This window comes from Pseudomonas fragariae (ex Marin et al. 2024) (genome assembly GCF_059621105.1).
In genome coordinates this window covers 5,403,583-5,422,822 of record NZ_CM184369.1, presented here as the reverse complement: position 1 = coordinate 5,422,822, position 19,240 = coordinate 5,403,583, and the positions used below count along the sequence as shown (strand labels likewise).

23 protein-coding genes and 1 pseudogene are annotated in these 19,240 nt (G+C 59.7%); 9 read left to right on the top strand and 15 right to left on the bottom strand.

Going from position 1 to position 19,240, the window contains the following annotated elements; genetic code table 11:
- Nucleotides 1-19: 19 nt before the first annotated feature.
- From AC54XV_RS23425 to AC54XV_RS23405, 5 genes are all read right to left on the bottom strand, one after another.
- Complete coding sequence (locus tag AC54XV_RS23425) at nt 20-592, bottom strand: HupE/UreJ family protein (protein WP_003368916.1); 573 nt, start codon at nt 590-592, stop codon at nt 20-22.
- A 25-nt stretch (nt 593-617) separates the two neighbouring features.
- On the bottom strand, nt 618-1,235 hold the full coding sequence (gene ureG, locus AC54XV_RS23420; RefSeq protein WP_003368915.1) for an urease accessory protein UreG: 618 nt from the start codon (nt 1,233-1,235) through the stop codon (nt 618-620).
- A 21-nt stretch (nt 1,236-1,256) separates the two neighbouring features.
- Nucleotides 1,257-1,931, bottom strand: a complete 675-nt coding sequence (locus AC54XV_RS23415; protein WP_024640908.1) for an urease accessory protein UreF — start codon at nt 1,929-1,931, stop codon at nt 1,257-1,259.
- Nucleotides 1,928-2,428 carry an urease accessory protein UreE gene (ureE, locus tag AC54XV_RS23410; RefSeq protein WP_003347894.1) on the bottom strand — a complete coding sequence of 167 codons (501 nt, stop codon included), beginning with the start codon at nt 2,426-2,428 and terminating at the stop codon, nt 1,928-1,930. The genes AC54XV_RS23415 and ureE overlap by 4 nt, the downstream gene beginning before the upstream one ends.
- A gap of 236 nt (nt 2,429-2,664) precedes the next feature.
- Nucleotides 2,665-3,297, bottom strand: coding sequence for a TetR family transcriptional regulator (locus AC54XV_RS23405; protein WP_002555418.1), 633 nt, complete (start codon nt 3,295-3,297; stop codon nt 2,665-2,667).
- A gap of 223 nt (nt 3,298-3,520) precedes the next feature.
- On the opposite strand from AC54XV_RS23405, the gene AC54XV_RS23400 reads away from it, so the two are divergent.
- Entirely contained in the window at nt 3,521-5,587 is a 2,067-nt protein-coding gene (locus AC54XV_RS23400) for an AsmA family protein (protein ID WP_111522226.1), read from the top strand.
- A gap of 177 nt (nt 5,588-5,764) precedes the next feature.
- Here the strand turns inward: AC54XV_RS23400 and AC54XV_RS23395 are convergent, their stop codons facing one another.
- Nucleotides 5,765-6,304 carry a ferritin-like domain-containing protein gene (locus tag AC54XV_RS23395; RefSeq protein WP_003400308.1) on the bottom strand — a complete coding sequence of 180 codons (540 nt, stop codon included), beginning with the start codon at nt 6,302-6,304 and terminating at the stop codon, nt 5,765-5,767.
- A 210-nt stretch (nt 6,305-6,514) separates the two neighbouring features.
- On the opposite strand from AC54XV_RS23395, the gene AC54XV_RS23390 reads away from it, so the two are divergent.
- Complete coding sequence (locus tag AC54XV_RS23390; protein ID WP_441344152.1) at nt 6,515-6,601, top strand: small membrane protein YohP; 87 nt, start codon at nt 6,515-6,517, stop codon at nt 6,599-6,601.
- A gap of 209 nt (nt 6,602-6,810) precedes the next feature.
- On the opposite strand, the gene osmE is transcribed toward AC54XV_RS23390, so the two are convergent.
- Complete coding sequence (osmE, locus tag AC54XV_RS23385; RefSeq protein ID WP_003431761.1) at nt 6,811-7,149, bottom strand: osmotically-inducible lipoprotein OsmE; 339 nt, start codon at nt 7,147-7,149, stop codon at nt 6,811-6,813.
- A 308-nt stretch (nt 7,150-7,457) separates the two neighbouring features.
- On the opposite strand from osmE, the gene AC54XV_RS23380 reads away from it, so the two are divergent.
- Entirely contained in the window at nt 7,458-7,691 is a 234-nt protein-coding gene (locus AC54XV_RS23380) for a hypothetical protein (RefSeq protein WP_003317034.1), read from the top strand.
- Here the strand turns inward: AC54XV_RS23380 and AC54XV_RS23375 are convergent.
- The gene (locus AC54XV_RS23375; protein ID WP_496717238.1) at nt 7,688-8,569 is read right to left on the bottom strand and encodes a DMT family transporter; all 882 of its coding nucleotides are present in this window, start codon (nt 8,567-8,569) and stop codon (nt 7,688-7,690) included. The two genes, AC54XV_RS23380 and AC54XV_RS23375, sit on opposite strands and share 4 nt — an antisense overlap.
- Before the next feature lie 152 nt (nt 8,570-8,721).
- Between AC54XV_RS23375 and AC54XV_RS23370 the strand changes: the two genes are divergently transcribed.
- Nucleotides 8,722-9,012: a PsiF family protein gene (locus tag AC54XV_RS23370; RefSeq protein WP_003368898.1), complete on the top strand. Its 291-nt coding sequence runs from the start codon at nt 8,722-8,724 to the stop codon at nt 9,010-9,012.
- Between the two features lie 188 nt (nt 9,013-9,200).
- Nucleotides 9,201-10,211 (top strand): AI-2E family transporter, encoded by a 1,011-nt coding sequence (locus AC54XV_RS23365; RefSeq protein ID WP_003419507.1) that lies wholly within the window; start codon nt 9,201-9,203, stop codon nt 10,209-10,211.
- 277 nt (nt 10,212-10,488) lie between these two features.
- Here AC54XV_RS23365 and AC54XV_RS23360 read toward each other — a convergent pair whose 3' ends face one another.
- Nucleotides 10,489-11,754, bottom strand: a complete 1,266-nt coding sequence (locus AC54XV_RS23360) for an Hsp70 family protein (RefSeq protein ID WP_003400303.1) — start codon at nt 11,752-11,754, stop codon at nt 10,489-10,491.
- Nucleotides 11,755-12,081: 327 nt separating this feature from the next.
- Here AC54XV_RS23360 and cbpA point away from each other — a divergent pair, with 327 nt between their 5' ends.
- On the top strand, nt 12,082-13,026 hold the full coding sequence (cbpA, locus tag AC54XV_RS23355; protein WP_024641205.1) for a curved DNA-binding protein: 945 nt from the start codon (nt 12,082-12,084) through the stop codon (nt 13,024-13,026).
- A 75-nt stretch (nt 13,027-13,101) separates the two neighbouring features.
- Here the strand turns inward: cbpA and AC54XV_RS23350 are convergent, their stop codons facing one another.
- A complete protein-coding gene (locus AC54XV_RS23350) occupies nt 13,102-14,232 on the bottom strand; it encodes a sensor histidine kinase (protein WP_024641206.1) in 1,131 nt (376 codons plus the stop codon).
- 160 nt (nt 14,233-14,392) lie between these two features.
- Between AC54XV_RS23350 and AC54XV_RS23345 the strand changes: the two genes are divergently transcribed.
- The 3 genes and pseudogenes from AC54XV_RS23345 (at nt 14,393) to AC54XV_RS23335 (ending at nt 15,386) form a co-directional block, all read left to right on the top strand.
- The gene (locus tag AC54XV_RS23345) at nt 14,393-14,764 is read left to right on the top strand and encodes a thioredoxin family protein (protein ID WP_024651866.1); all 372 of its coding nucleotides are present in this window, start codon (nt 14,393-14,395) and stop codon (nt 14,762-14,764) included.
- A 13-nt stretch (nt 14,765-14,777) separates the two neighbouring features.
- Nucleotides 14,778-15,014 (top strand): annotated as a pseudogene (locus tag AC54XV_RS23340) (thioredoxin); the annotation flags it as partial.
- Nucleotides 15,015-15,212: 198 nt separating this feature from the next.
- On the top strand, nt 15,213-15,386 hold the full coding sequence (locus AC54XV_RS23335; RefSeq protein WP_308455320.1) for a thioredoxin family protein: 174 nt from the start codon (nt 15,213-15,215) through the stop codon (nt 15,384-15,386).
- A 51-nt stretch (nt 15,387-15,437) separates the two neighbouring features.
- Here AC54XV_RS23335 and ureC read toward each other — a convergent pair whose 3' ends face one another.
- The 5 genes from ureC to ureA form a co-directional block, all read right to left on the bottom strand.
- Nucleotides 15,438-17,138, bottom strand: a complete 1,701-nt coding sequence (gene ureC, locus AC54XV_RS23330) for an urease subunit alpha (protein WP_011269033.1) — start codon at nt 17,136-17,138, stop codon at nt 15,438-15,440.
- 154 nt (nt 17,139-17,292) lie between these two features.
- The gene (locus AC54XV_RS23325; protein ID WP_003391866.1) at nt 17,293-17,598 is read right to left on the bottom strand and encodes an urease subunit beta; all 306 of its coding nucleotides are present in this window, start codon (nt 17,596-17,598) and stop codon (nt 17,293-17,295) included.
- On the bottom strand, nt 17,595-18,128 hold the full coding sequence (locus tag AC54XV_RS23320; RefSeq protein ID WP_496717237.1) for a GNAT family N-acetyltransferase: 534 nt from the start codon (nt 18,126-18,128) through the stop codon (nt 17,595-17,597). The genes AC54XV_RS23325 and AC54XV_RS23320 overlap by 4 nt, the downstream gene beginning before the upstream one ends.
- A 10-nt stretch (nt 18,129-18,138) precedes the next feature.
- Nucleotides 18,139-18,696, bottom strand: a complete 558-nt coding sequence (locus tag AC54XV_RS23315; RefSeq protein ID WP_496717236.1) for a GNAT family N-acetyltransferase — start codon at nt 18,694-18,696, stop codon at nt 18,139-18,141.
- A 10-nt stretch (nt 18,697-18,706) separates the two neighbouring features.
- The gene (ureA, locus tag AC54XV_RS23310; RefSeq protein ID WP_003317023.1) at nt 18,707-19,009 is read right to left on the bottom strand and encodes an urease subunit gamma; all 303 of its coding nucleotides are present in this window, start codon (nt 19,007-19,009) and stop codon (nt 18,707-18,709) included.
- Between the last annotated feature and the right edge of the window lie 231 nt (nt 19,010-19,240).

Here is a 19,240-nt window from a genome sequence, read left to right as displayed (position 1 = left end):
CGAGCAGCGCGAAACTCCCTCAGGCTGCCAGCAACCATACTCCCGCTGCCGCAGAAGCTGCACCGGCGATACGCACCAGCGGTGCTGCCGCCTGCGGCAACACGCGAACCACTGCATAACCCAGCGCATGCAAGGCCGCGGTCGCTGCAACGAAACCTGCTGCGTAGGCCCATGGGCTGGACATTTCCGGCAGTTCAAGGCCATGCGCCACGCCGTGGAACAAGGCGAACAGGGCTGTTGCGGCTACCGCCAATGCCAGTGGCGGACGTACTGCCAATGCCACGGCCAGGCCCAGAGCCAGTACCGATGCGGCAATGCCGCTTTCCAGCGCTGGCAGGTTCAGACCTTCAAAGCCCAGCATGCCGCCGATCAGCATGGTGCCGACGAAGGTGCACGGCAGCGCCCAGCGTGCCGAACCTTGTTGCTGCGCAGCCCACAAGCCGACGGCAAGCATTGCCAGCAAATGATCCAGCCCGCCGATCGGGTGGCTGATACCGGCGATCAGGCCGTTATCGCCATGACCGGGGTGAGCCAGCGCCAGAGTCGGGACCAGCAACAGCGCGAGGGCGCCAAGGGCTTTTTTGTAATTCATCGACGGGTTCCTTTTGGTTGTGAATTCAGGCGGCCGCAGTCAGCAGGCCCTGGCGCTCAATGAAGGCAATGATCTGTTCCAGACCCTGACCGGTTTTCTGATTGCTGAACACGAACGGCTTTTCGCCACGCATCCTGCGCGTGTCGCTGTCCATCATCTCCAGTGACGCGCCCACCAAAGGGGCGAGGTCGATCTTGTTGATCACCAGCAGGTCGGACTTGCAGATGCCCGGACCGCCCTTGCGCGGCAGCTTGTCGCCGGCCGACACGTCGATTACGTAGATGGTCAGGTCGGAAAGCTCCGGGCTGAAGGTCGCGGAAAGGTTGTCGCCACCGGACTCGACGATGATCAGGTCCAGGCCTTCGAAGCGGCGATTGAGTTGGTCGACCGCTTCCAGGTTGATCGAAGCATCCTCACGAATCGCGGTATGCGGGCAGCCGCCGGTTTCAACGCCGATGATGCGCTCTGGTGCCAGTGCCTCGTTACGCACCAGAAAGTCAGCGTCTTCGCGGGTATAGATATCGTTGGTCACGACGGCCAGGTTATAGCGGTCGCGCAATGCCAGGCACAGCGCCAGGGTCAGCGCCGTCTTGCCGGATCCGACCGGGCCACCGATTCCGACGCGCAGAGGTTGGCTGTTCATTGAGTTCTCCATAAGGGCTGATCAGGACCGGAATAACCGGCTGTATTGACGTTCGTGCGCCATGCTCGCCAGGGACAGACCGAAGGCTGCGCTGCCGGCATGGCCGGGTTCTTGTGCGCTGGCACTGACCTGCGCCTGCTGCAATAACGGCAACAGTTCGCTGGTCAGGCGCTGGGCGGCTTGCTGGCCCAGCGGCAGGGTTTTCATCAGCACCGCCAGCTGGTTTTCAAGCCAGCTCCATAGCCAGGCGGCCAGCGCATCCTGCGGGCTGATCTGCCAGGCGCGTGCGGCCAGCGCCCAGCCAAGGGCCAGGTGCGGCTCGGCAGTCTGCTGCAGAAAATGCCGTGCATCACGATCCAGTTCAGGCAGGCCATTGAGCAACTGCTTCAAGGAGTAGCCCATCTGCCGACTTTCCAGATGCAGCTCGCGGGTCTCGCGGCTGGCGCGATGCTGTTCGCTGACTTGCAGCAACTGGCCCCAGTCACCGGCTGCCGCCGCCTCGCAATGAGCCAGCAGCAGGGGCGCCTCGAAACGCGCGAGATTAAGCAACAGTTGATCGCCGATCCAGCGGCCCGCGGTCTGCGGGTCCACCACAATGGATTGCTCCACTGCCATTTCCAGCCCCTGCGAATAGCTGTAGCCACCGATGGGCAGCTGCGGACTGGCCAGGCGCAACAGCGCCCAGGCGCTGTTCACTTGCGCACGCCGAACTGGTGCATGCGCGGCGGATAGTTGAAATCCTCCTCGCCTGCGCGCGAGTGATGATGCCCGCCGCCGTAGGCGCCATGTTCCGGCTGGAACGGCGCTTCGATGGTGTCGACAGTAGCGCCCAGTTGGTCGAGCATCGCCTTGAGCACGTAATCGTCGAGCAGGCGCAGCCAGCCGTCGCCGACTTGCAGGGCCACGTGACGATTGCCAAGGTGATAAGCCGCGCGGGTCAGTTCGAAGGTGCTGCTGCACGTGACATGCATGAGTTTTTCAGGACGTGCGCAGACACGCACGACACGGCCGTCCTTGGCCTGCAGAAACTCGCCATCGCGCAGCGGCGACTGGCCGCGTTGCAGAAACAGGCCAACGTCTTCGTTTTCCGCACTGAAGCAGCGCAGTCGACTTTTGCTGCGTGCCTCGAAATTCAAATGCAGCTCGGCGGCCCATTCGGCCTGAGGTTCGATTCGGTCGTGAATCACCAGCATCAGATAGCTTCCAGCCAATTGCGATGCGTCAAATCAGAGCAAGGGGCTTGCCAACAGTGCAGCTTGTAGGGAAAAGGCTGACAGAGGCAGGTGATGCGAGCATTGGCGGGCTTATCAGTGATCTTTTATGGTGCGCAATCAAGTTCGTGCTTTAAGTTGGTGCGTAGTGTGGTGATCAAGATAACGTTAATAGTGAGACGGTTAACGCCGCAGGACGGAGTACAGCGTGCTGACGCTCAATCATGACTGCCCAGCCCCCGCCAGTGCCGTGCGCCGATGAAGATGAAGCGCAGTTGCTGGGTGATCTTCGCCTGAGGTGTCAGGTGCGGGGCAAGTGAGGCGGGGGGCGGGTCGATCAGTTCCGGCAGCATCGCAAACACGCTTTTCACCACCAGGTCGGCGATGATCGACAGTGCATCGGCATTCAGGTGCTGCCATTTGGGCATCTTTGCCAGATCGGCCGTAAGGTCGGCGCTGATGCCTTCGCGCAGTGCTCCGAGCGCCTGACGCACCTTCAAGGAGCCGCCGTATTGTTCGCGCGCCAGAAACAGGAACTGCGAGCGGTTGGCCGCTACGCGTTCGAGGAATATCTTCACCGACGCACGAATCAGCCCGCCCATGGCGAATTCGTTGTGGCGCACCAGCCGGATGGTCTCGCGAAAGGTCTGGCCGACCTCGCTGACCAGCGCCAGCCCCAGCTGGTCCATGTCTTCAAAGTGCCGGTAGAACCCGGTCGGCACGATGCCCGCCGTGCGCGCCACTTCGCGCAGGCTCAGGCTGCCGAAGCCGCGCCCGCTCTCCATCAGTTGATGGGCAGCATCGAGCAAGGCTCTTCGGGTCTGTTGTTTCTGTTCGGCGCGGGGCAGCATGGCTCAAACGATTCTTGGATTAGGCTGGGATGCACTTTAGCAAATGCGCTTTACCTGCGTCGAAAGGGTTTTCAGTCAGGCTCCTTGACCAGTAATAGTGCATGAGTGCTGGCCTTCGATGCATTTTCGTATTCAAATCAAACCCTCGGCGCGTTTGTCAGTCGAATATTCATGTCGTATTCAGCGCGCCAGGGTCGGGGCGCTGTTTTCTGGAGAGTCACGCATGACGCGCAGCCGCAAGATTTTCGCCTGGACAGGTGCCACGTTGCTGGTGGTGCTGGCTATATTGGTCATTGTGATTGTCACTTTCGACTGGAACCGCATCAAACCCACCCTCAACGCGAAAGTCAGCGAAGCGCTGCATCGTCCGTTCGCCATCAATGGTGATCTGGATGTGCGCTGGACGCGCGAGCCCGAACTCGGTGGCTGGCGCGCCTGGGTGCCGTCGCCGCATTTTGTCGCCGACGACCTGAGCCTGGGTAACCCCGAGTGGTCGAAGACCCCGCAGATGGTGACCCTCAAGCACGTCGAATTTCGTCTCTCGCTGCTGCCGCTGCTGGCGCAGCAAGTGGTTATCCCGCGTATCGACCTGACCGGCCCCGAGGCCCGGCTGGAGCGCCTGGCCGATGGTCGCGCCAACTGGGTGTTCGAACTGCCCAAGTCCGACCCGAATGCCGAGCCCTCCAAATGGGTGATGGACATCGGTGCGATCAAGTTCGACAAGGGGCTGGTGAGCTTCAACGACCAGAAACTCAACGCCAATCTGGACGTCGTGATCGACCTGCTCGGCAAGCCGGTCCCGTTCAGTGAAATCGTCGGCAGCAAGGAAGCGCAAAAGGCTCAGGAAAAGGGCGCAGTGCCGCAGGACTACGCATTCGGTCTGGCGGTCACCGGCCAGTACCACGGTCAGAAACTGAGCGGCACCGGCAAGGTGGGCGGTCTGCTCGCGCTCAAGGACGCCAGTCAGCCGTTTCCGGTACAGGCTGACGTGAAAGTCGGTGACACCCATGCGGTGATCGCCGGGACCCTGACCGATCCACAGAACCTGGGCGCGCTGGATCTACGCCTCAAGCTTTCCGGCGCGAGCCTGAGCAATCTGTACCCGCTGACGGGTGTGACCCTGCCGGATTCTCCGGCGTACTCCACCGATGGCCGCCTGATCGCCAAACTGCACGATGCGGCCGGTGCCAACTTTCGTTACGAAGGCTTCAACGGCAAGATCGGCAACAGCGATATCCACGGCGACCTGGGCTTCGTCGCCAGTCAGCCCCGGCCCAAGCTGAGTGGCGTGCTGGTCTCCAACCAATTGCTGTTCAGTGACCTCGCGCCGTTGATCGGTGCGGACTCCAATGCTGCGCAGAAAAAGCGCGGTGGCGAGAGCAAGCAGCCTTCGGGCAAGGTTCTGCCGGTAGAAGAGTTTCAGACTGATCGCTGGCGGGCGATGGACGCCGACGTGGAGTTCACCGGCAAGCGCATCGTGCAGAGCCCGGACCTGCCGTTCACCGACCTCTACACCCATCTGGTTCTCGACGATGGTCAGTTGAGCCTCGAGCCGCTGCGTTTTGGTGTGGCAGGCGGCAAGCTGGACGCGGATATTCGCCTGAACGGGCAAAACAAACCTATGCAGGGCCGGGCAAAACTGTCGGCGCGCAATTTCAAGCTCAAGCAGCTGTTCCCGACCTTCGAACCGATGAAAACCAGCTTCGGTGAGCTGAACGGCGATGCCGACATCAGTGGGCGCGGCAACTCGGTCGCAGCCTTGCTGGGGACTGCCAACGGCGAAATGAAGATGCTGGTGAACGACGGCGCGATCAGTCGCGGCCTGATGGAAATTGCCGGGCTCAACGTGGGCAATTACGTGGTCGGCAAGCTGTTCGGCGACAAGGACGTGAAGATCAATTGCGCGGCCTCGAACTTCGGCATCAAGGACGGGCTGGCGACCAGCCGGCTGTTTGTCTTCGATACCGAGAACGCCATTATCTACATCAATGGCACCGCGAACCTGAGGACCGAGCAACTGGACCTGCAGATCAATCCGGAATCCAAGGGCTTTCGCGTGTTCTCGCTGCGTTCGCCGCTGTACGTCAACGGCCCGTTCGCCAAGCCCAACGCAGGCGTGCAGTCTGGCCCGTTATTGCTGCGCGGAGCCGGCATGGTCCTGCTCGGTGCAACCGTAGGTCCTGTTGCCGGTTTGCTGGCGCTGGTCGCCACTGGTGACAGCGAGCCCAATCAGTGTGGCCCGCTGCTGGAGCAGATGCGCACCGGCAAGGCGCCGAAGACGGTGAAGTAACCCTCCATCTTTCGTGCCAGCGCTCCGCGTTGGCGCGCACTTAGTGGGACGCAGAGCGTCCAGAAATGCATTTCCATGCTGGAGCGTGCGCAACGATGTTCACGCATCTGGCTTGAGACAATATCTCCCACAAAAAAGCCAGGACACAGGTCCTGGCTTTTCATTTGCTGCCGCGCGTTACAGATCGTTCAGAATGTCTGCCATGTCATCGGCGTGCTCTTCTTCCTGAGCAAGGATTTCTTCGAAGATGCGGCGGGTCGTCGGATCGTTGTCGCCGAGGTATTGAATGATTTCGCGGTAGCTGTCGACGGCGATGCGCTCGGCAACCAGATCTTCGTAGACCATTTCTTTCAGCGTGTTGCCAGCCACGTACTGCGCGTGGGAGTTCTTCGACAGGGTGTCCGGGTTGAACTCCGGCTCGCCGCCCAGTTGCACGATACGCTCGGCCAGTTTGTCAGCGTGCTGCGCTTCCTGTTCTGCGTGCTCCAGAAACTCGGCTGCCGCGACGCTCGCTTTGAGGCCCGACGCCATGTAGTAGTGGCGCTTGTAGCGCAGCACACAGACCAGCTCGGTAGCCAGCGATTCATTGAGCAGGCGCAGGACCGTTTCGCGGTCAGCGCTGTAGCCTTGAGTCACAGCACCATCCTCAACGTTCTGGCGTGCGCGCTGGCGCAGAGTATTTACATCGGAAAGCTGTGATTGCGGTGCAGAATTCATCATTTATCTCCAGGACTCATCAGGTTTTGCTGTCTCGCTCTGTGTATTGCCCGGCAGGATCAGCAAGGGTTGTGAGTGTTGGAGAAGGGAAAAAGTTTTATCGGATTTTCGCAGGTGCGCAAGGTTGTGACTGAATGTAAAAATATAAGAAACGAGTGCTGAGCCTCGCGGTCCCAACCTTGAGACCCAAATAAATCGTGGAGATACACAATGCTCAAGTTCCTGGGAAGCACCGTTGGCATCATCTTTCTGATCGGCCTGGTCGTGGTTATCGCCCTGTTCAAGCTGGTTTTCTAGGCTCTGTACGAAAAGTCGGCGAGCGAAGGTCAGGCGAGGCAAAAACAGGCGAGGAAGCGGAGTCTACGTGTTGTAAATGAGCATTCCGAGCCTGTTTTTAACGAAGCATCACCGAGCGCAGCCACTTTTCGTACAGATCCTAAAAAAGCATTCAACAAAAAGCCCGAGGCATTCATGCCTCGGGCTTTTTGTTTGTGCCTGCGTTTTGATTACATCGCTTTTTCGTTCTTCTCGCGTTGTTCGCAAGTCATGAAACCTTTGTTGGTCACACGCCCGTCGCTGTTGAAGCTGACGTGGTAAACCTGTTTGTGGCCGTCCTTGTTCATGACGTAGTTGTTGCAAGTGCCCGGGTTGACCTTGCGCTCGATGGTGCTCGACGGTTCACCGCCGATGGTCAGGACCTGCTGGCGCGTCATGCCGTTCTCGACCTGCTTGACCAGCGGCTCGTTGCGATAAGTGACGTAGTCCACCGGGTTCTGCACGGTTGTGTTGCTGCAGCCAGCCATCGTCGCCAATACAAAGGTCGCCGCGAAGAGTTTTTTGTACATCGTTGTTGCTCCACATGTCAGAGCCGGTTTTGGCCCGGTATGCCTTGGAGCCGGGAGGGGTCCAAGAGTTCGAAAAAAAGATGGCGATGAGGCAGTACCTTGCATCCACCCTGATGCCGCTGCTGAACGACCGAACACCATGACGATCGGGCATGAAAAGCGCTTTGAATATTCCTCGCACGTTCCCGAAAGGCCGAGGTCAATCTGATGGCATGGTTGAGCGTTTTGCTCAGCCTTGGGCTCGGTCATCGGTTGTCGGACCGTAGTTCGTTAATCAGCCGCTCCTCTGTGACGGCCAGGAAGATGCGATGAGCGATAAAGAACTGTATGAGATCGAGTACACCCTGCTTGGCGAGCACCACGTAGACATTATCGAGAATCTGGACGTGCCTATCATTGAAGTGGTGCACGAACTGGCGCTCAAGCATCACGTAGAACTGGACGAGCTTCCAATGGGTGAAGCCGGCCTGCCGCTTGCCGCCGGCATCACCGACGTGTCGATTCACAGCCTGGAGGGCAGCGAAGGCAGCGCGACTGTCTAATCCGCACCTGACCGCAGCGGCGTCGTCCAGCGTTCCGCGAGGATGACGCCGCACAGGGTCAGCGCTCCGCCGAACAGGTGATAGAGCGCCAGTTGTTCGCCCAGTGTCGCCGCGGCAATTAAGGCCGTGGCGATGGGCATCAGGTTGAAGAACAATGTTGTGCGGCTGGGACCCAGGCGCATGATCGAGGTCATCCACAACCACGGCGCGAGCATCGACGTTGGAATCGCTGCATACAGCACCATCGGGAGGTTGCTCGCATTCAGGCCGGTTTTCGCCGACAGCATGAACGGCGGCAGCAAAACCATAATCGCCAGCAGGATCTGTACGTAAAGCAGCTGCAGGGGCGGCAGGCGCAACTGCCACTTCTTCAGCAGCGTGCTATAGACCGCATACGACGCGGCGGCCACCAGCACCATCGCGTCGCCTCGATTGACACCCTGCTCGATCAGGCTGGCCGGATTGCCCGCCGAGACCACAACCAGCACCCCCGCGAATGACAGCACTGCCCCCAGCAGCGCGCCCGAGGTCAGGCGAGTGCCGAGGCAGGCTATCGACAGCCCCAGCGCGATCATCGGCACCATCGACTGAATGATCCCCATGTTGGTGGCCGTCGTCAGGCTGGCCGCGAAGTACGCCAGGCTCTGATACAGCGCTGTGCCAAGCACGGCCAGAATGAAGATCTTGCCCAGTACCGGTTTGATCGCCGCGCGGTTCGCCCACACCGGCCCGAGCATGAACGGCGTGAACAGCAAGCCGGCCAGCGCCCAGCGATAAAAGCCTATTTCAGCCGGAAAGATCACCCCGGCAGACGCCTTGGTGACAGCTGTGTTGATCGCCCAGATAAGGACGGTAATCAGCGGGAAAGCGTATTGCATGAGGGGATCATCGTTAAAGCGAGGCGTAATTATCCGCCTGTTTGTCGAGAATGCCAGCGGCGATGTCCGGTGTCCCGTCACAGAGCGCAGACGCTGACTACACTGACTCTCAGCCTGTGCCGCCCGGTGCAGTGGATCTGGAGAGTGGATCGATGAACAAGCTCGGTATTCCTGTGTTGCTCGTAGGCTTGATGTTGTCTGCCCAGGGTTTCGCTGCGACCGCGCAGCAGAACAAAATGACCACCTGCAATGCCGACGCCAGCGCGAAGTCGCTGAAGGGCGATGAGCGCAAGACGTTCATGAGCACTTGCCTGAAAGCGGCACCGCCGCCGGCGGCCACCCAGCAGGAGAAGATGAAAACCTGCAACGCGACTGCCAGCACTCAGGCGCTCAAGGGTGACGCGCGCAAGAGTTTCATGAGCGATTGTCTCAAGAAGAAATAATTTTTCAGTCGGCCTCCTTGCTGCAGGTAACCGGCGCGGGTGCAGTAAACACTGCACTTTCGCGCCGTTCTCGAGCCGATCATCGGGCAGATGGTTGCGGCTTGTTTTTTAGCGCTTTCGGATCACTGGTTCTGGACTGCGAAGGCTGGCAGACTGCCCACCTTCCTTGTGTTGCCCGTTGAGGGTCTATGCCAACGTTTTCTGCGCGTCAGGTGTTAATAGCCAGCTGGATTCTTGTATTTGGCGGTCTGTTATTGGTGTTGCCATTCAAGTTATTGCCCAGCCTGCTGGCCGGACTGTTGGTGTTCGAGCTGGTCAACATGTTGACCCCCAAGCTGCAACGTCTGATCTCCGGCGAACGGGCGCGCTGGCTGGCTGTGGCGCTGCTGGGCACGCTGGTGGTTAGCCTGCTGACGCTGATTTTCGCCGGGGCCATCAGCTTTGTGCTGCATGAAGCCGAAAACCCCGGAGCCTCGCTCGACAAGTTCATGACCCTGGTGGATCGCGCGCGTGGTCAGTTGCCACCGTTTATCGATGCCTATCTGCCTGCCAGCGCCGCGGAGTTTCAGGTTTCGCTCGGGCAGTGGCTGCAGAAGCACGTGGGCGAATTGCAATTGATCGGCAAGGGCGCGGCGCACATGTTCGTCACCATGCTGATCGGCATGGTGCTGGGCGCGATCATTGCCTTGCAGCGTATCTCCGATGTGCATGCGCGCAAGCCGCTGGCAGCCGCACTGTTCGATCGGCTGTACCTGGTCAGCCGGGCGTTTCGCAACATCGTTTTCGCCCAGATCAAGATTTCCCTGCTCAACACCGCGTTTACGTCGGTATTTCTGGCCGTCGTGCTGCCGCTGTGCGGGATTCACCTGCCGCTGACCAAGACCCTGATCATCATGACCTTCCTGCTCGGCCTGTTGCCGGTGGTGGGTAACCTGATGTCAAACACGCTGATCTTCATCGTCGGCATGTCTATCTCGATCTGGGTCGCGCTGGCGGCGCTGGGCTACCTGATCGTGATCCACAAGGTCGAGTACTTCCTCAATGCGCGCATCGTGGGCGGGCAGATCAATGCCAAGTCGTGGGAGTTGCTGCTGGCGATGCTGCTGTTCGAAGCCGCATTCGGCCTGCCGGGTGTGGTCGCAGGGCCGATTTACTATGCGTACCTGAAGAGCGAGTTGCAGAAGGAAGGGTTGGTCTAGGGCGCTTGAGTAGATAGGCGTCCGAAAGAACGCCTATCGTGCCAGTTCACCGCGTTGGCATGCAGTTCTGGACGCTCTACGTCTGCGGTGCTGCAGAGCATCCACATGGCTCGAAACACTCCCGCCCGTGGGAGTGAGCTTGCTCACGAAGAGGCCCGTGCAGCCGCTGGACATCCATTGATCAGGTAATCCGTCTTCGCGAGCAAGCTCGCTCCCACAAGATCAGCGATCTTTGACGCGGAGCATCACGAAGGGCATTCCCACGATAGGCGCATGACTAGCCGTAACGTTTCTTCGCTTCGATGGCCAGGCCGCTGCCGATGCTGCCGAAGATGTTGCCTTCGACGTGGCGTGCGTTGGGCAGCATGTCCGAGACGCTGTTGCGCAGGGCCGGGATACCGCTTGAACCGCCGGTGAAGAACACCGTGCTGACCTGTTCGACACTCACTCCCGCATCGTTGAGCAAGTTCGTCACGCTGTTGCGCACGCGCTCAAGCTGGGCGTCGATGGCTGCTTCGAACATCACCCGGCTCAGGTCCACGCTCAGTCCGGCTTCCACTCGATCCATGAGCAGGTGACGGCTGTCGGCGTGGGTCAGCTGGATCTTGGTTTCTTCCACTTCCATGGCCAGCCAGTGCCCGGCGCGCTGTTCGATCAGTTTGAACAGGCGATCGATGCCGCCGGTGTCTTCGATGTCGTAGCGCATGCTGCCCAGGGCCAGTTGCGACTTTTGCGAGTACACGGCGTTGATGGTGTGCCAGGTCGCCAGGTTCATATGGTGGCTGGTCGGCATGTACGCACCGCTTTTCATGCGGCTGCCATAACCGAACAGTGGCATCACGCCTTGCAGGCTCAACTGCTTGTCGAAGTCGGTCCCGCCGATGTGCACGCCACCGGTGGCGAGGATGTCCTGCTGGCGATCATCGTGCTGGCGTCGCTCGGGCGACAGACGCACCAGCGAAAAGTCCGAGGTACCGCCGCCAATGTCGACGATCAGCACCAGTTCTTCGTCCTGGATGGTGGACTCGTAGTCGAAGGCCGCCGCGATGGGCTCGAACTGGAAGGACACGTCCTTGAAGCCGATCTTGCGCGCCACTTCAGCCAGCGTGTCTTCGGCTTCCTGATCGGCCTGTGCGTCGTCATCGACAAAATGCACCGGACGGCCCAGCACGACCTGCTCGAATTCGCGGCCGGCCGTTTGCTCCGCGCGCTTTTTCAGCTCGCCGATAAACAGGGCCAGCAAATCCTTGAACGGCATCGCTGTGCCCAGCACGCTGGTGTCATGCTTGATCAGCTTGGAGCCCAGCAGGCTTTTGAGCGAGCGCATCAGGCGGCCTTCATAGCCTTCCAGATACTCGTGCAGCGCCAGGCGGCCATACACCGGGCGGCGCTCTTCCATATTGAAGAACACCACCGAAGGCAGGGTAATCTTGTCGTCCTCCAGCGCGATCAACGATTCCATGCCGGGTCGTTGCCAGCCGACAGTGGAGTTGGACGTGCCGAAATCGATACCGCAGGCACGGGCCGGGGATTGGTCATTCATGTCTTTTACGTTCCAGTCAAAAAACGGCCGCGCAGTTTATGTCAGCGCGGGCAAATTGCGTAGCGCGACACGTCGCTTATATTTACCTGGCTGTATTTGCGGCCAAGGCTTGAACTGAGACCCGTTACCCCCAATCTTGTAGGGATTCCCGGTAGACCCTGTTGTCGGACACTATGTTGTCGAGCTATCGACCCGCCGGCAAAGGCGGCTGGTCTATCTGTATATTTTTCGACGTTAGGTAATCCAGATGCCTCGTGACAGAGGGAGCTGGGCGCGTGACGCCAGCGTATCTGGCTTTGCCGGATAATTCGGATGGGTGATCGTTACATGGATTTCAAAGACTACTACAAGATACTTGCCGTGGAGCCGACTGCGGACGACAAGGCGATCAAGACCGCCTATCGCAAACTCGCGCGCAAGTATCACCCGGACGTCAGCAAGGAGGCAGGCGCCGAAGACAAGTTCAAGGAAGCTTCCGAAGCCTATGAGGTACTCAGCAGCCCTGAAAAGCGCGCCGAGTATGATGAGCTGCGCAAATACGGTCGTCAGGGCCGCCCGTTCCAGACTCCGCCGGGCTGGCAAAGCCGCGCAGGTGCCGGGGCAGGCGGGTTCGAGGAAACGGCAGACTTCTCGGAGTTTTTCAGCTCCATTTTCGGTGGCCGGCCACAGCAGGGCGGGCGTACCCGCAACCCGGGGCGTACCGGGCAGGACGTGGAGATGGAACTGGCGGTGTTTCTCGAAGAAACCCTGTCGGGGGAATCCAAGCAGGTCAGCTTCAAGGTGCCGCAGCACAGCCCCAACGGGCAGCGCATGAGTGATATCACCAAGACCCTGAACGTGAAGATTCCGGCGGGAGTCGTCGATGGCGAGCGTATTCGCCTCAAGGGGCAGGGCGCGCCGGGCGTAGGCGGTGGTGCCAATGGCGATTTGTACCTGATCATTCGCCTGGCCCCGCACCCGCTGTTCGAGGTCGAAGGCCATGATCTGGTCATCACCGTGCCGCTGGCTCCCTGGGAAGCCGTGCTGGGCACCAAGGTCGCCGTGCCGACGCTGACCAGCAGGCTCAACCTGACCATCCGCCCGGACAGTCAGAACGGTCAGCGTCTGCGGATCAAGGGTAACGGCTTGATGAACAAGAGTGGCGAACGCGGCGATCTTTATGCGCAGTTGAAAATCGTCGTGCCCAAGCACACCGACGAGGCTACGCGGGCGCTCTGGCAGAAACTGGCCGACAGTTCTTCGTTCGATCCCCGTGCGCAGTGGAAGGGTTGAGCGGAGCAGTCTTGCGACTCGGTCTTTTCTGCCTGGGCTGATGCGGCACCCGTATCTGCGGGCAGTCAGCCCCGGTCAGTTTTTCGGCAGCACCACATTGAAGGTCGTGCCCTCACCAATGGTCGAGGTCACAGTGATGCTGCCGCCGTGGGCGTTGACCACTTCCTTGACGATGAACAGGCCCAGGCCCAGGCTGGTCGACGTGCCGCGTGTTTCGCTGTTTTCCTCGGTGCTGCGCACCAGCGGATCGAAAATCGTCCCGATAGCGTCTTCGGCAATCGGTTTGCCTTCGTTGTGTACCACCAATATCACGGCTTTCTCGGCGCCCGTGACTGTCACCGTTATCTCGTGGCTGGCCGCACCATGCTGCAGGGCATTGCCGATCAGGTTTTGCAGCATCTGGCTGATCCGCCCGGCGTCCCAGTGGCCCTTGGTGTTGCCTTCTACGTTCAGCACCGGAGCAGAGTCCGGTCGCCCTGCACAGGCTTCTTCGATCGCCTCGCGGCAGGCGCTGGCCAGGTCCATGTATTTGCGTTCCACCGGCAGCCCGGCGCCCAGACGACTGCGTACGAACTCCAGCAGATCGCTGACCATCGAGCCCATATGGCGGGTGCTGGTCTGGATACGTGAAACATAGGACTGGGTTTTTTCGTCCAGCGTTATTTTGCGTGCCAGCAACTCGGTGGACATGCTGACGGCCTGCAGCGGTGCGCGCAGATCGTGACCGAGAATGGCAAGAAAGATATCCCGTGAGCGGCCAACCCGTTCCGCATAGGCCGCGGTGGATTCGGCAAGCGCCTCGTCGATGGCTTCGTTGAAGCGAATCACGTCCTGAAAATCAGCCAGTTGCGGCGCTGCCAGGCTTTCTACCCAGAGGCGGATGACGCTGGCGCGCAGATGGCGAAACTCCGACGTCATCTGCACCAGATCAAAACCGACCTCATGGCGCAACTCGCCATGGCTGCTGGCTGCTTCGTCCAGGCTTGGCGTCTTGTTCAGCTCTTCGCCTCTGGCCTTGGCAATTTCTTCGCTTTTGCTCTGCGCGGTCTTCATGTCCCGCGCGGCGGCGAGCAAAATCGACCTGGCATGATCCCGCAACTCGGCCTTGGTCATCGTTTCTGCCGCAGGTTTCAGGGTTCTGGCGAAGGCTTCCCATTCATCGACGATGCGATCCACATGAATAACGATGAATTCGGAAAGGCGCATGGCCGAGTACCTTGCTGGAGAGGCGTGACGAAAGATGGCGCATATTATCGCCTTTACAGAGCACGACAAACAGAGTGTTTACTGTCATTTCTGTCAGTAGACGCTGATTTCTATGGGGCCTATGTTCATTCGGCAGGTTAATCGAATGGAGGCCCTGAGCATGAGTGTCATGACAGTTACTGATTCGACCTTTCAGAAGGATGTCATTGAGGCGAGCAACCAAAAGCTCGTGGTGGTGGAATTCTCGACGAAAGTGAAGGTAAACAAGCGAGGCGAGGATAACGCCAGCGCCAGAATGGATACCATTTTTAATGCGCTGGAAGAGAAATATGCCGGAAAGGTCAGCTTGGTCAGGGTCGAGATCGAACTGGATTCGCATCTCAACCCGGTGACTTCGACTCAATATCAGATAAATCATGGTCCGACGATGGTTTTCTTCAAGGCTGGCGCAAGAGCAAGGGAAGACCTTGTCGGCCAGCAAACCAAAGAACGGATGACGCAAATCCTGGATGAATTGCTACCCGCTTCGTAATGGGAGAATGACCATGTCGAACACAGAACTCACAGCTTTTGTCGAAGAGCGTGTAACGCGTGCCCAGCAGACACTGGCCGATGGAAAAGTCAGCAAGCTCGACGACGTAGCGACAGGAAAACTGAGCGTTTTTCTCCCATTGCAGCGAGCATTGCAGGGCACCGGCACCCCCCAGGATCTGGGGGTACTGGACGCTATCAACGATACGCTGCAGTCGCTGAAAATATTGGAATCTAAAGAAACACTTCTGAATTACCAGAACAAAGCAGCCCGGGTCCGGGTCGTCAAGAACGATGCGGACTTCAGTTCCCAATGGACTGCAATCAGCCCGTTGGTGGTGTTGGAATTCAGCAACCCCGGCGTTAATGACCACGGTGAAGCGAACAACAGTACACGGACTGGGGCAATTCTCGATGAGCTAGCGCCTGAGTTTGCCGGGAGGGTCGTCATGCTTCGTGTGCCTGTGGACACTAGCCCAGCGACCGCCCAAAACTACAATGTCACCGTTACACCAACCGTCATCTTTTTCAAGAGCGGTAAAAAGATTGAGGAAACCGCTGATTTTCATCTGAAGTCCTGGTTCAGAGCCAAACTCAACGAGTTGCTTAGCCTCAAAGAATAAACCGAGCAATAAATATTGAAGGGCCTTCTGAAAGCGAAGGCCCTTGCTGATTCAAAACAGAAAATACCGCTGCGCCATCGGCAGCACATCGGCAGGTTCGCACCATAGCAGCACGCCGTCGGCCTTGACCTGATAGGTCTGCGGGTCGACTTCGATGTCCGGCAGGTAATCGTTGTGGATCAGGTCTTTTTTCTGCACGGTACGGCAGCCTTTGACGACACCGATCTGCTTTTTCAGGCCCAGTGACTCCGGTACGCCGGCGTCGAACGCTGCCTGGCTGATGAACGTCAGGCTGGTGGCGTGCAGTGAACTGCCGAAGCTTGCGAACATCGGGCGGTAATGAACCGGTTGCGGGGTCGGGATTGAAGCATTGGCGTCGCCCATCAGGCTGGCAGCGATGGCCCCGCCCTTGAGGATCAGGGTCGGTTTGACGCCAAAGAACGCCGGCCGCCACAGCACCAGGTCTGCCCATTTACCGACTTCGATGGAGCCCACTTCATGGCTGATGCCGTGGGTGATCGCCGGATTGATGGTGTATTTGGCGATGTAACGCTTGGCGCGGAAGTTGTCGTTGCCCGGGCCGTCCTGCGGCAGTGGGCCGCGCTGTTTCTTCATCTTGTCGGCGGTTTGCCAGGTGCGCATGATCACTTCGCCAACCCGGCCCATGGCCTGGCTGTCGGAACTGAGCATGGAAAAGGCGCCCAGGTCGTGAAGGATATCCTCGGCGGCGATGGTCTCGCGGCGGATGCGGCTTTCCGCGAAAGCCACGTCTTCGGCGATGCTCGGGTCCAGGTGGTGGCAGACCATGAGCATGTCCAGGTGCTCGTCGATGGTGTTGCGGGTGAACGGGCGCGTCGGGTTGGTCGAGCTCGGCAGCACGTTCGGCGAACCACAGGCCTTGATGATGTCTGGCGCATGACCGCCACCGGCACCTTCGGTGTGATAAGTGTGAATCGTGCGGTTCTTGAACGCGGCCAGGGTGGTCTCGACAAAACCCGACTCGTTGAGGGTGTCGGTGTGGATCGCGACCTGCACGTCGTATTCGTCGGCCACGCTCAGGCAATTGTCGATGGCCGCAGGCGTGGTACCCCAGTCTTCGTGCAGCTTCAGACCGATGGCCCCCGCCTTGACCTGTTCGATCAGCGGGCCGGGCAGGCTGACGTTGCCCTTGCCGGTGAAGCCGATGTTCATCGGGAACGAGTCCGAGGCCTGGAGCATGCGCGCCATGTGCCACGGGCCGGGTGTGACGGTGGTGGCGTTGGTGCCCGTGGCCGGGCCGGTGCCGCCGCCGATCATCGTTGTCACGCCGCTCATCAGGGCCTCTTCGATCTGTTGCGGGCAGATGAAGTGGATGTGCGTGTCGACGCCACCCGCGGTGAGGATCATGCCTTCGCCGGCAATGACCTCGGTGGCAGCGCCGACGGCAATGGTCACGTCCGGCTGGATGTCCGGGTTGCCCGCCTTGCCAATGGCCGCGATACGCCCGTTCTTGATGCCGACGTCCGCCTTGACGATGCCCCAGTGATCGATGATCAAGGCATTGGTGATCAGCGTGTCGACCACCTCGGCGGCCAGCAGCTGGCCCTGGCCCATGCCGTCACGAATGACCTTGCCACCGCCGAACTTCACTTCTTCGCCATAGGTGGTGAAGTCCTTCTCGACCTCGATCCACAGCTCGGTGTCGGCCAGGCGAACCTTGTCGCCGACGGTGGGGCCGAACATGTCTGCGTAGGCCTGTCGGCTTATCTTCATCTCTCGTACCTCGGATTCAGAGCGGCAAGCTGCAGGCCGCACACTGTAATGTGTTCAAAGCGACAAGCTGAAAGATGCAAGCTGCAAGCTGCAAGTCTTTAGTCGTCATATGCTTTTCTCTTGAAGCTTGAAGCTTGAAGCTTGAAGCTTGAAGCTAAAGCTCCCCCATCACTCGCCCGGCAAACCCGTAAACCTTGCGCAAGCCGGCCAGGTCGACCAGCTCGACTTCGCGGGACTGGCCCGGTTCGAAGCGCACGGCGGTGCCGGCCGGAATGTTCAGGCGCATTCCCCGGCTGGCGGCGCGGTCGAAGGTCAGTGCGTCGTTGGTTTCGAAAAAGTGGAAATGCGAGCCCACCTGAATCGGCCGGTCGCCGCTGTTGGCGACGGTCAGGCTGAGGGTGCGGCGTCCGGCGTTGAGTTCGATGTCGCCGGGCTGGATCTGGTATTGACCAGGGATCATGTCGGTTGCCCCAAGGTTTTGAAATAAATGGCGGTCGGCCGATAGCGACCGTCCGGTGTGGCGCAATAATCCGGCAGCTCCCCGACACGGTGGTAGGCCAGCGCGCTGTAGAAGGCTTCAGCCGTCGAACCTGCTTCGGTGTCCAGGTGCAGCAGCCCACGCTTGTGTTTCACCGCAGTCTGTTCGACCTCCTCCATCAGTTGCCTGCCCAGGCCGCGCCCGCGAGCCGCAGGCAGCACCATCAGTTTCTGTACCTCGGCGCGGTTCAGGCCGTTGGGCTTCTGACACAGCGACAACTGCGCGCTGGCCAGCACATGGCTGTCCTCGGCCACCACCCACAGCAGCAGATCGCCTGCGGCGATATCGGCCTTCAGGCTATCGCACCAGGCATACGCCTGCTGCATATCCAGATCCGCCATGAACCCGACCGATGCGCCGCCGTGAACCGTGTCGAACAGCAGTTGCGCCAGGCCATGGCGATAATGCGCGAAGCTTTCAGCGGTAACACGTCGCAGTTGTGCATGGTTCATGGCGTGCTCTCTAGAGGGGCTTGGGTGAGAGGGGCTTGGGTGCCTGTGAAGCGGGCGCAGGCGCACCGGGCGACAGGTCGAGCTGCATGAACGTCAGGTCCAGCCAGCGGCCGAACTTGGTGCCGACCTGCGGCATTTGCCCGGTAATCTTGAAGCCCAGGCGATCATGCAGGGCGATGGACGCAGCGTTACCGCTTTCGATGGCCGCGACCATCATGTGCTTGTCACAGTCGCGGGCGCGCTCGATCAAGGCGTCCATCAGGAGCGGGCCCAGGCCTTTGCCGCGCTGGTCGGCGCGCACGTAGACCGAATGCTCGACCGTATGGCGAAAGCCTTCGAACGGCCGCCAGTCGCCAAACGACGAATAGCCGAGCACTTCGCCGGCGTTGTCGACCGCCACCAGAATCGGATAACCCTGACTCTGGCGAGCTGCGTACCAGGCCTGGCGGTTGGCCAGATCAACCGGCTGCTCGTTCCAGATAGCCGTGGTGTTGAGCACTGCATCGTTGTAGATGTCCAGAATGCCCGGCAGATCGTCCGGCAGGGCATCGCGAATCACGTCCTGCATGATCACTCCTTCAGGCAATCGGCTGATGCACGGTGACGAGTTTGGTGCCGTCCGGGAAGGTGGCTTCCACCTGGATCTCCGGGATCATTTCCGCGATACCTTCCATGACCTGATCGCGGCTCAGCAGGGTCGTGCCGTAATGCATGAGCTCAGCGACGGTCTGCCCGTCACGCGCACCTTCGAGCAGCGCCGCAGAAATATAGGCCATGGCTTCCGGGTAGTTGAGCTTCACGCCGCGCGCCAGACGCCGTTCGGCGACCAGTCCGGCGGTGAAGATCAGCAGCTTGTCTTTTTCGCGTGGTGTCAGGTCCATGGGGCTTCCGTTTGTTCAAATTCGTTGGTTGATCGTTCCCAGGCTTGAGCCCTCATCGTTATGTATAAGTCTGTTTTGGGTTCTGGCCGAAGGCCGTGGGAGCGAACTTGTTCGCGAAGGGGCCGGTGTAGTCGCCGAAAATGCAGCGCCTAAAACATTGTCTTCGCGAACAGGTTCGCTCCCACGCCCTGCGGGCAGAAGCGCTAAAAGCCCCGATTTTCGGGCTTTTCA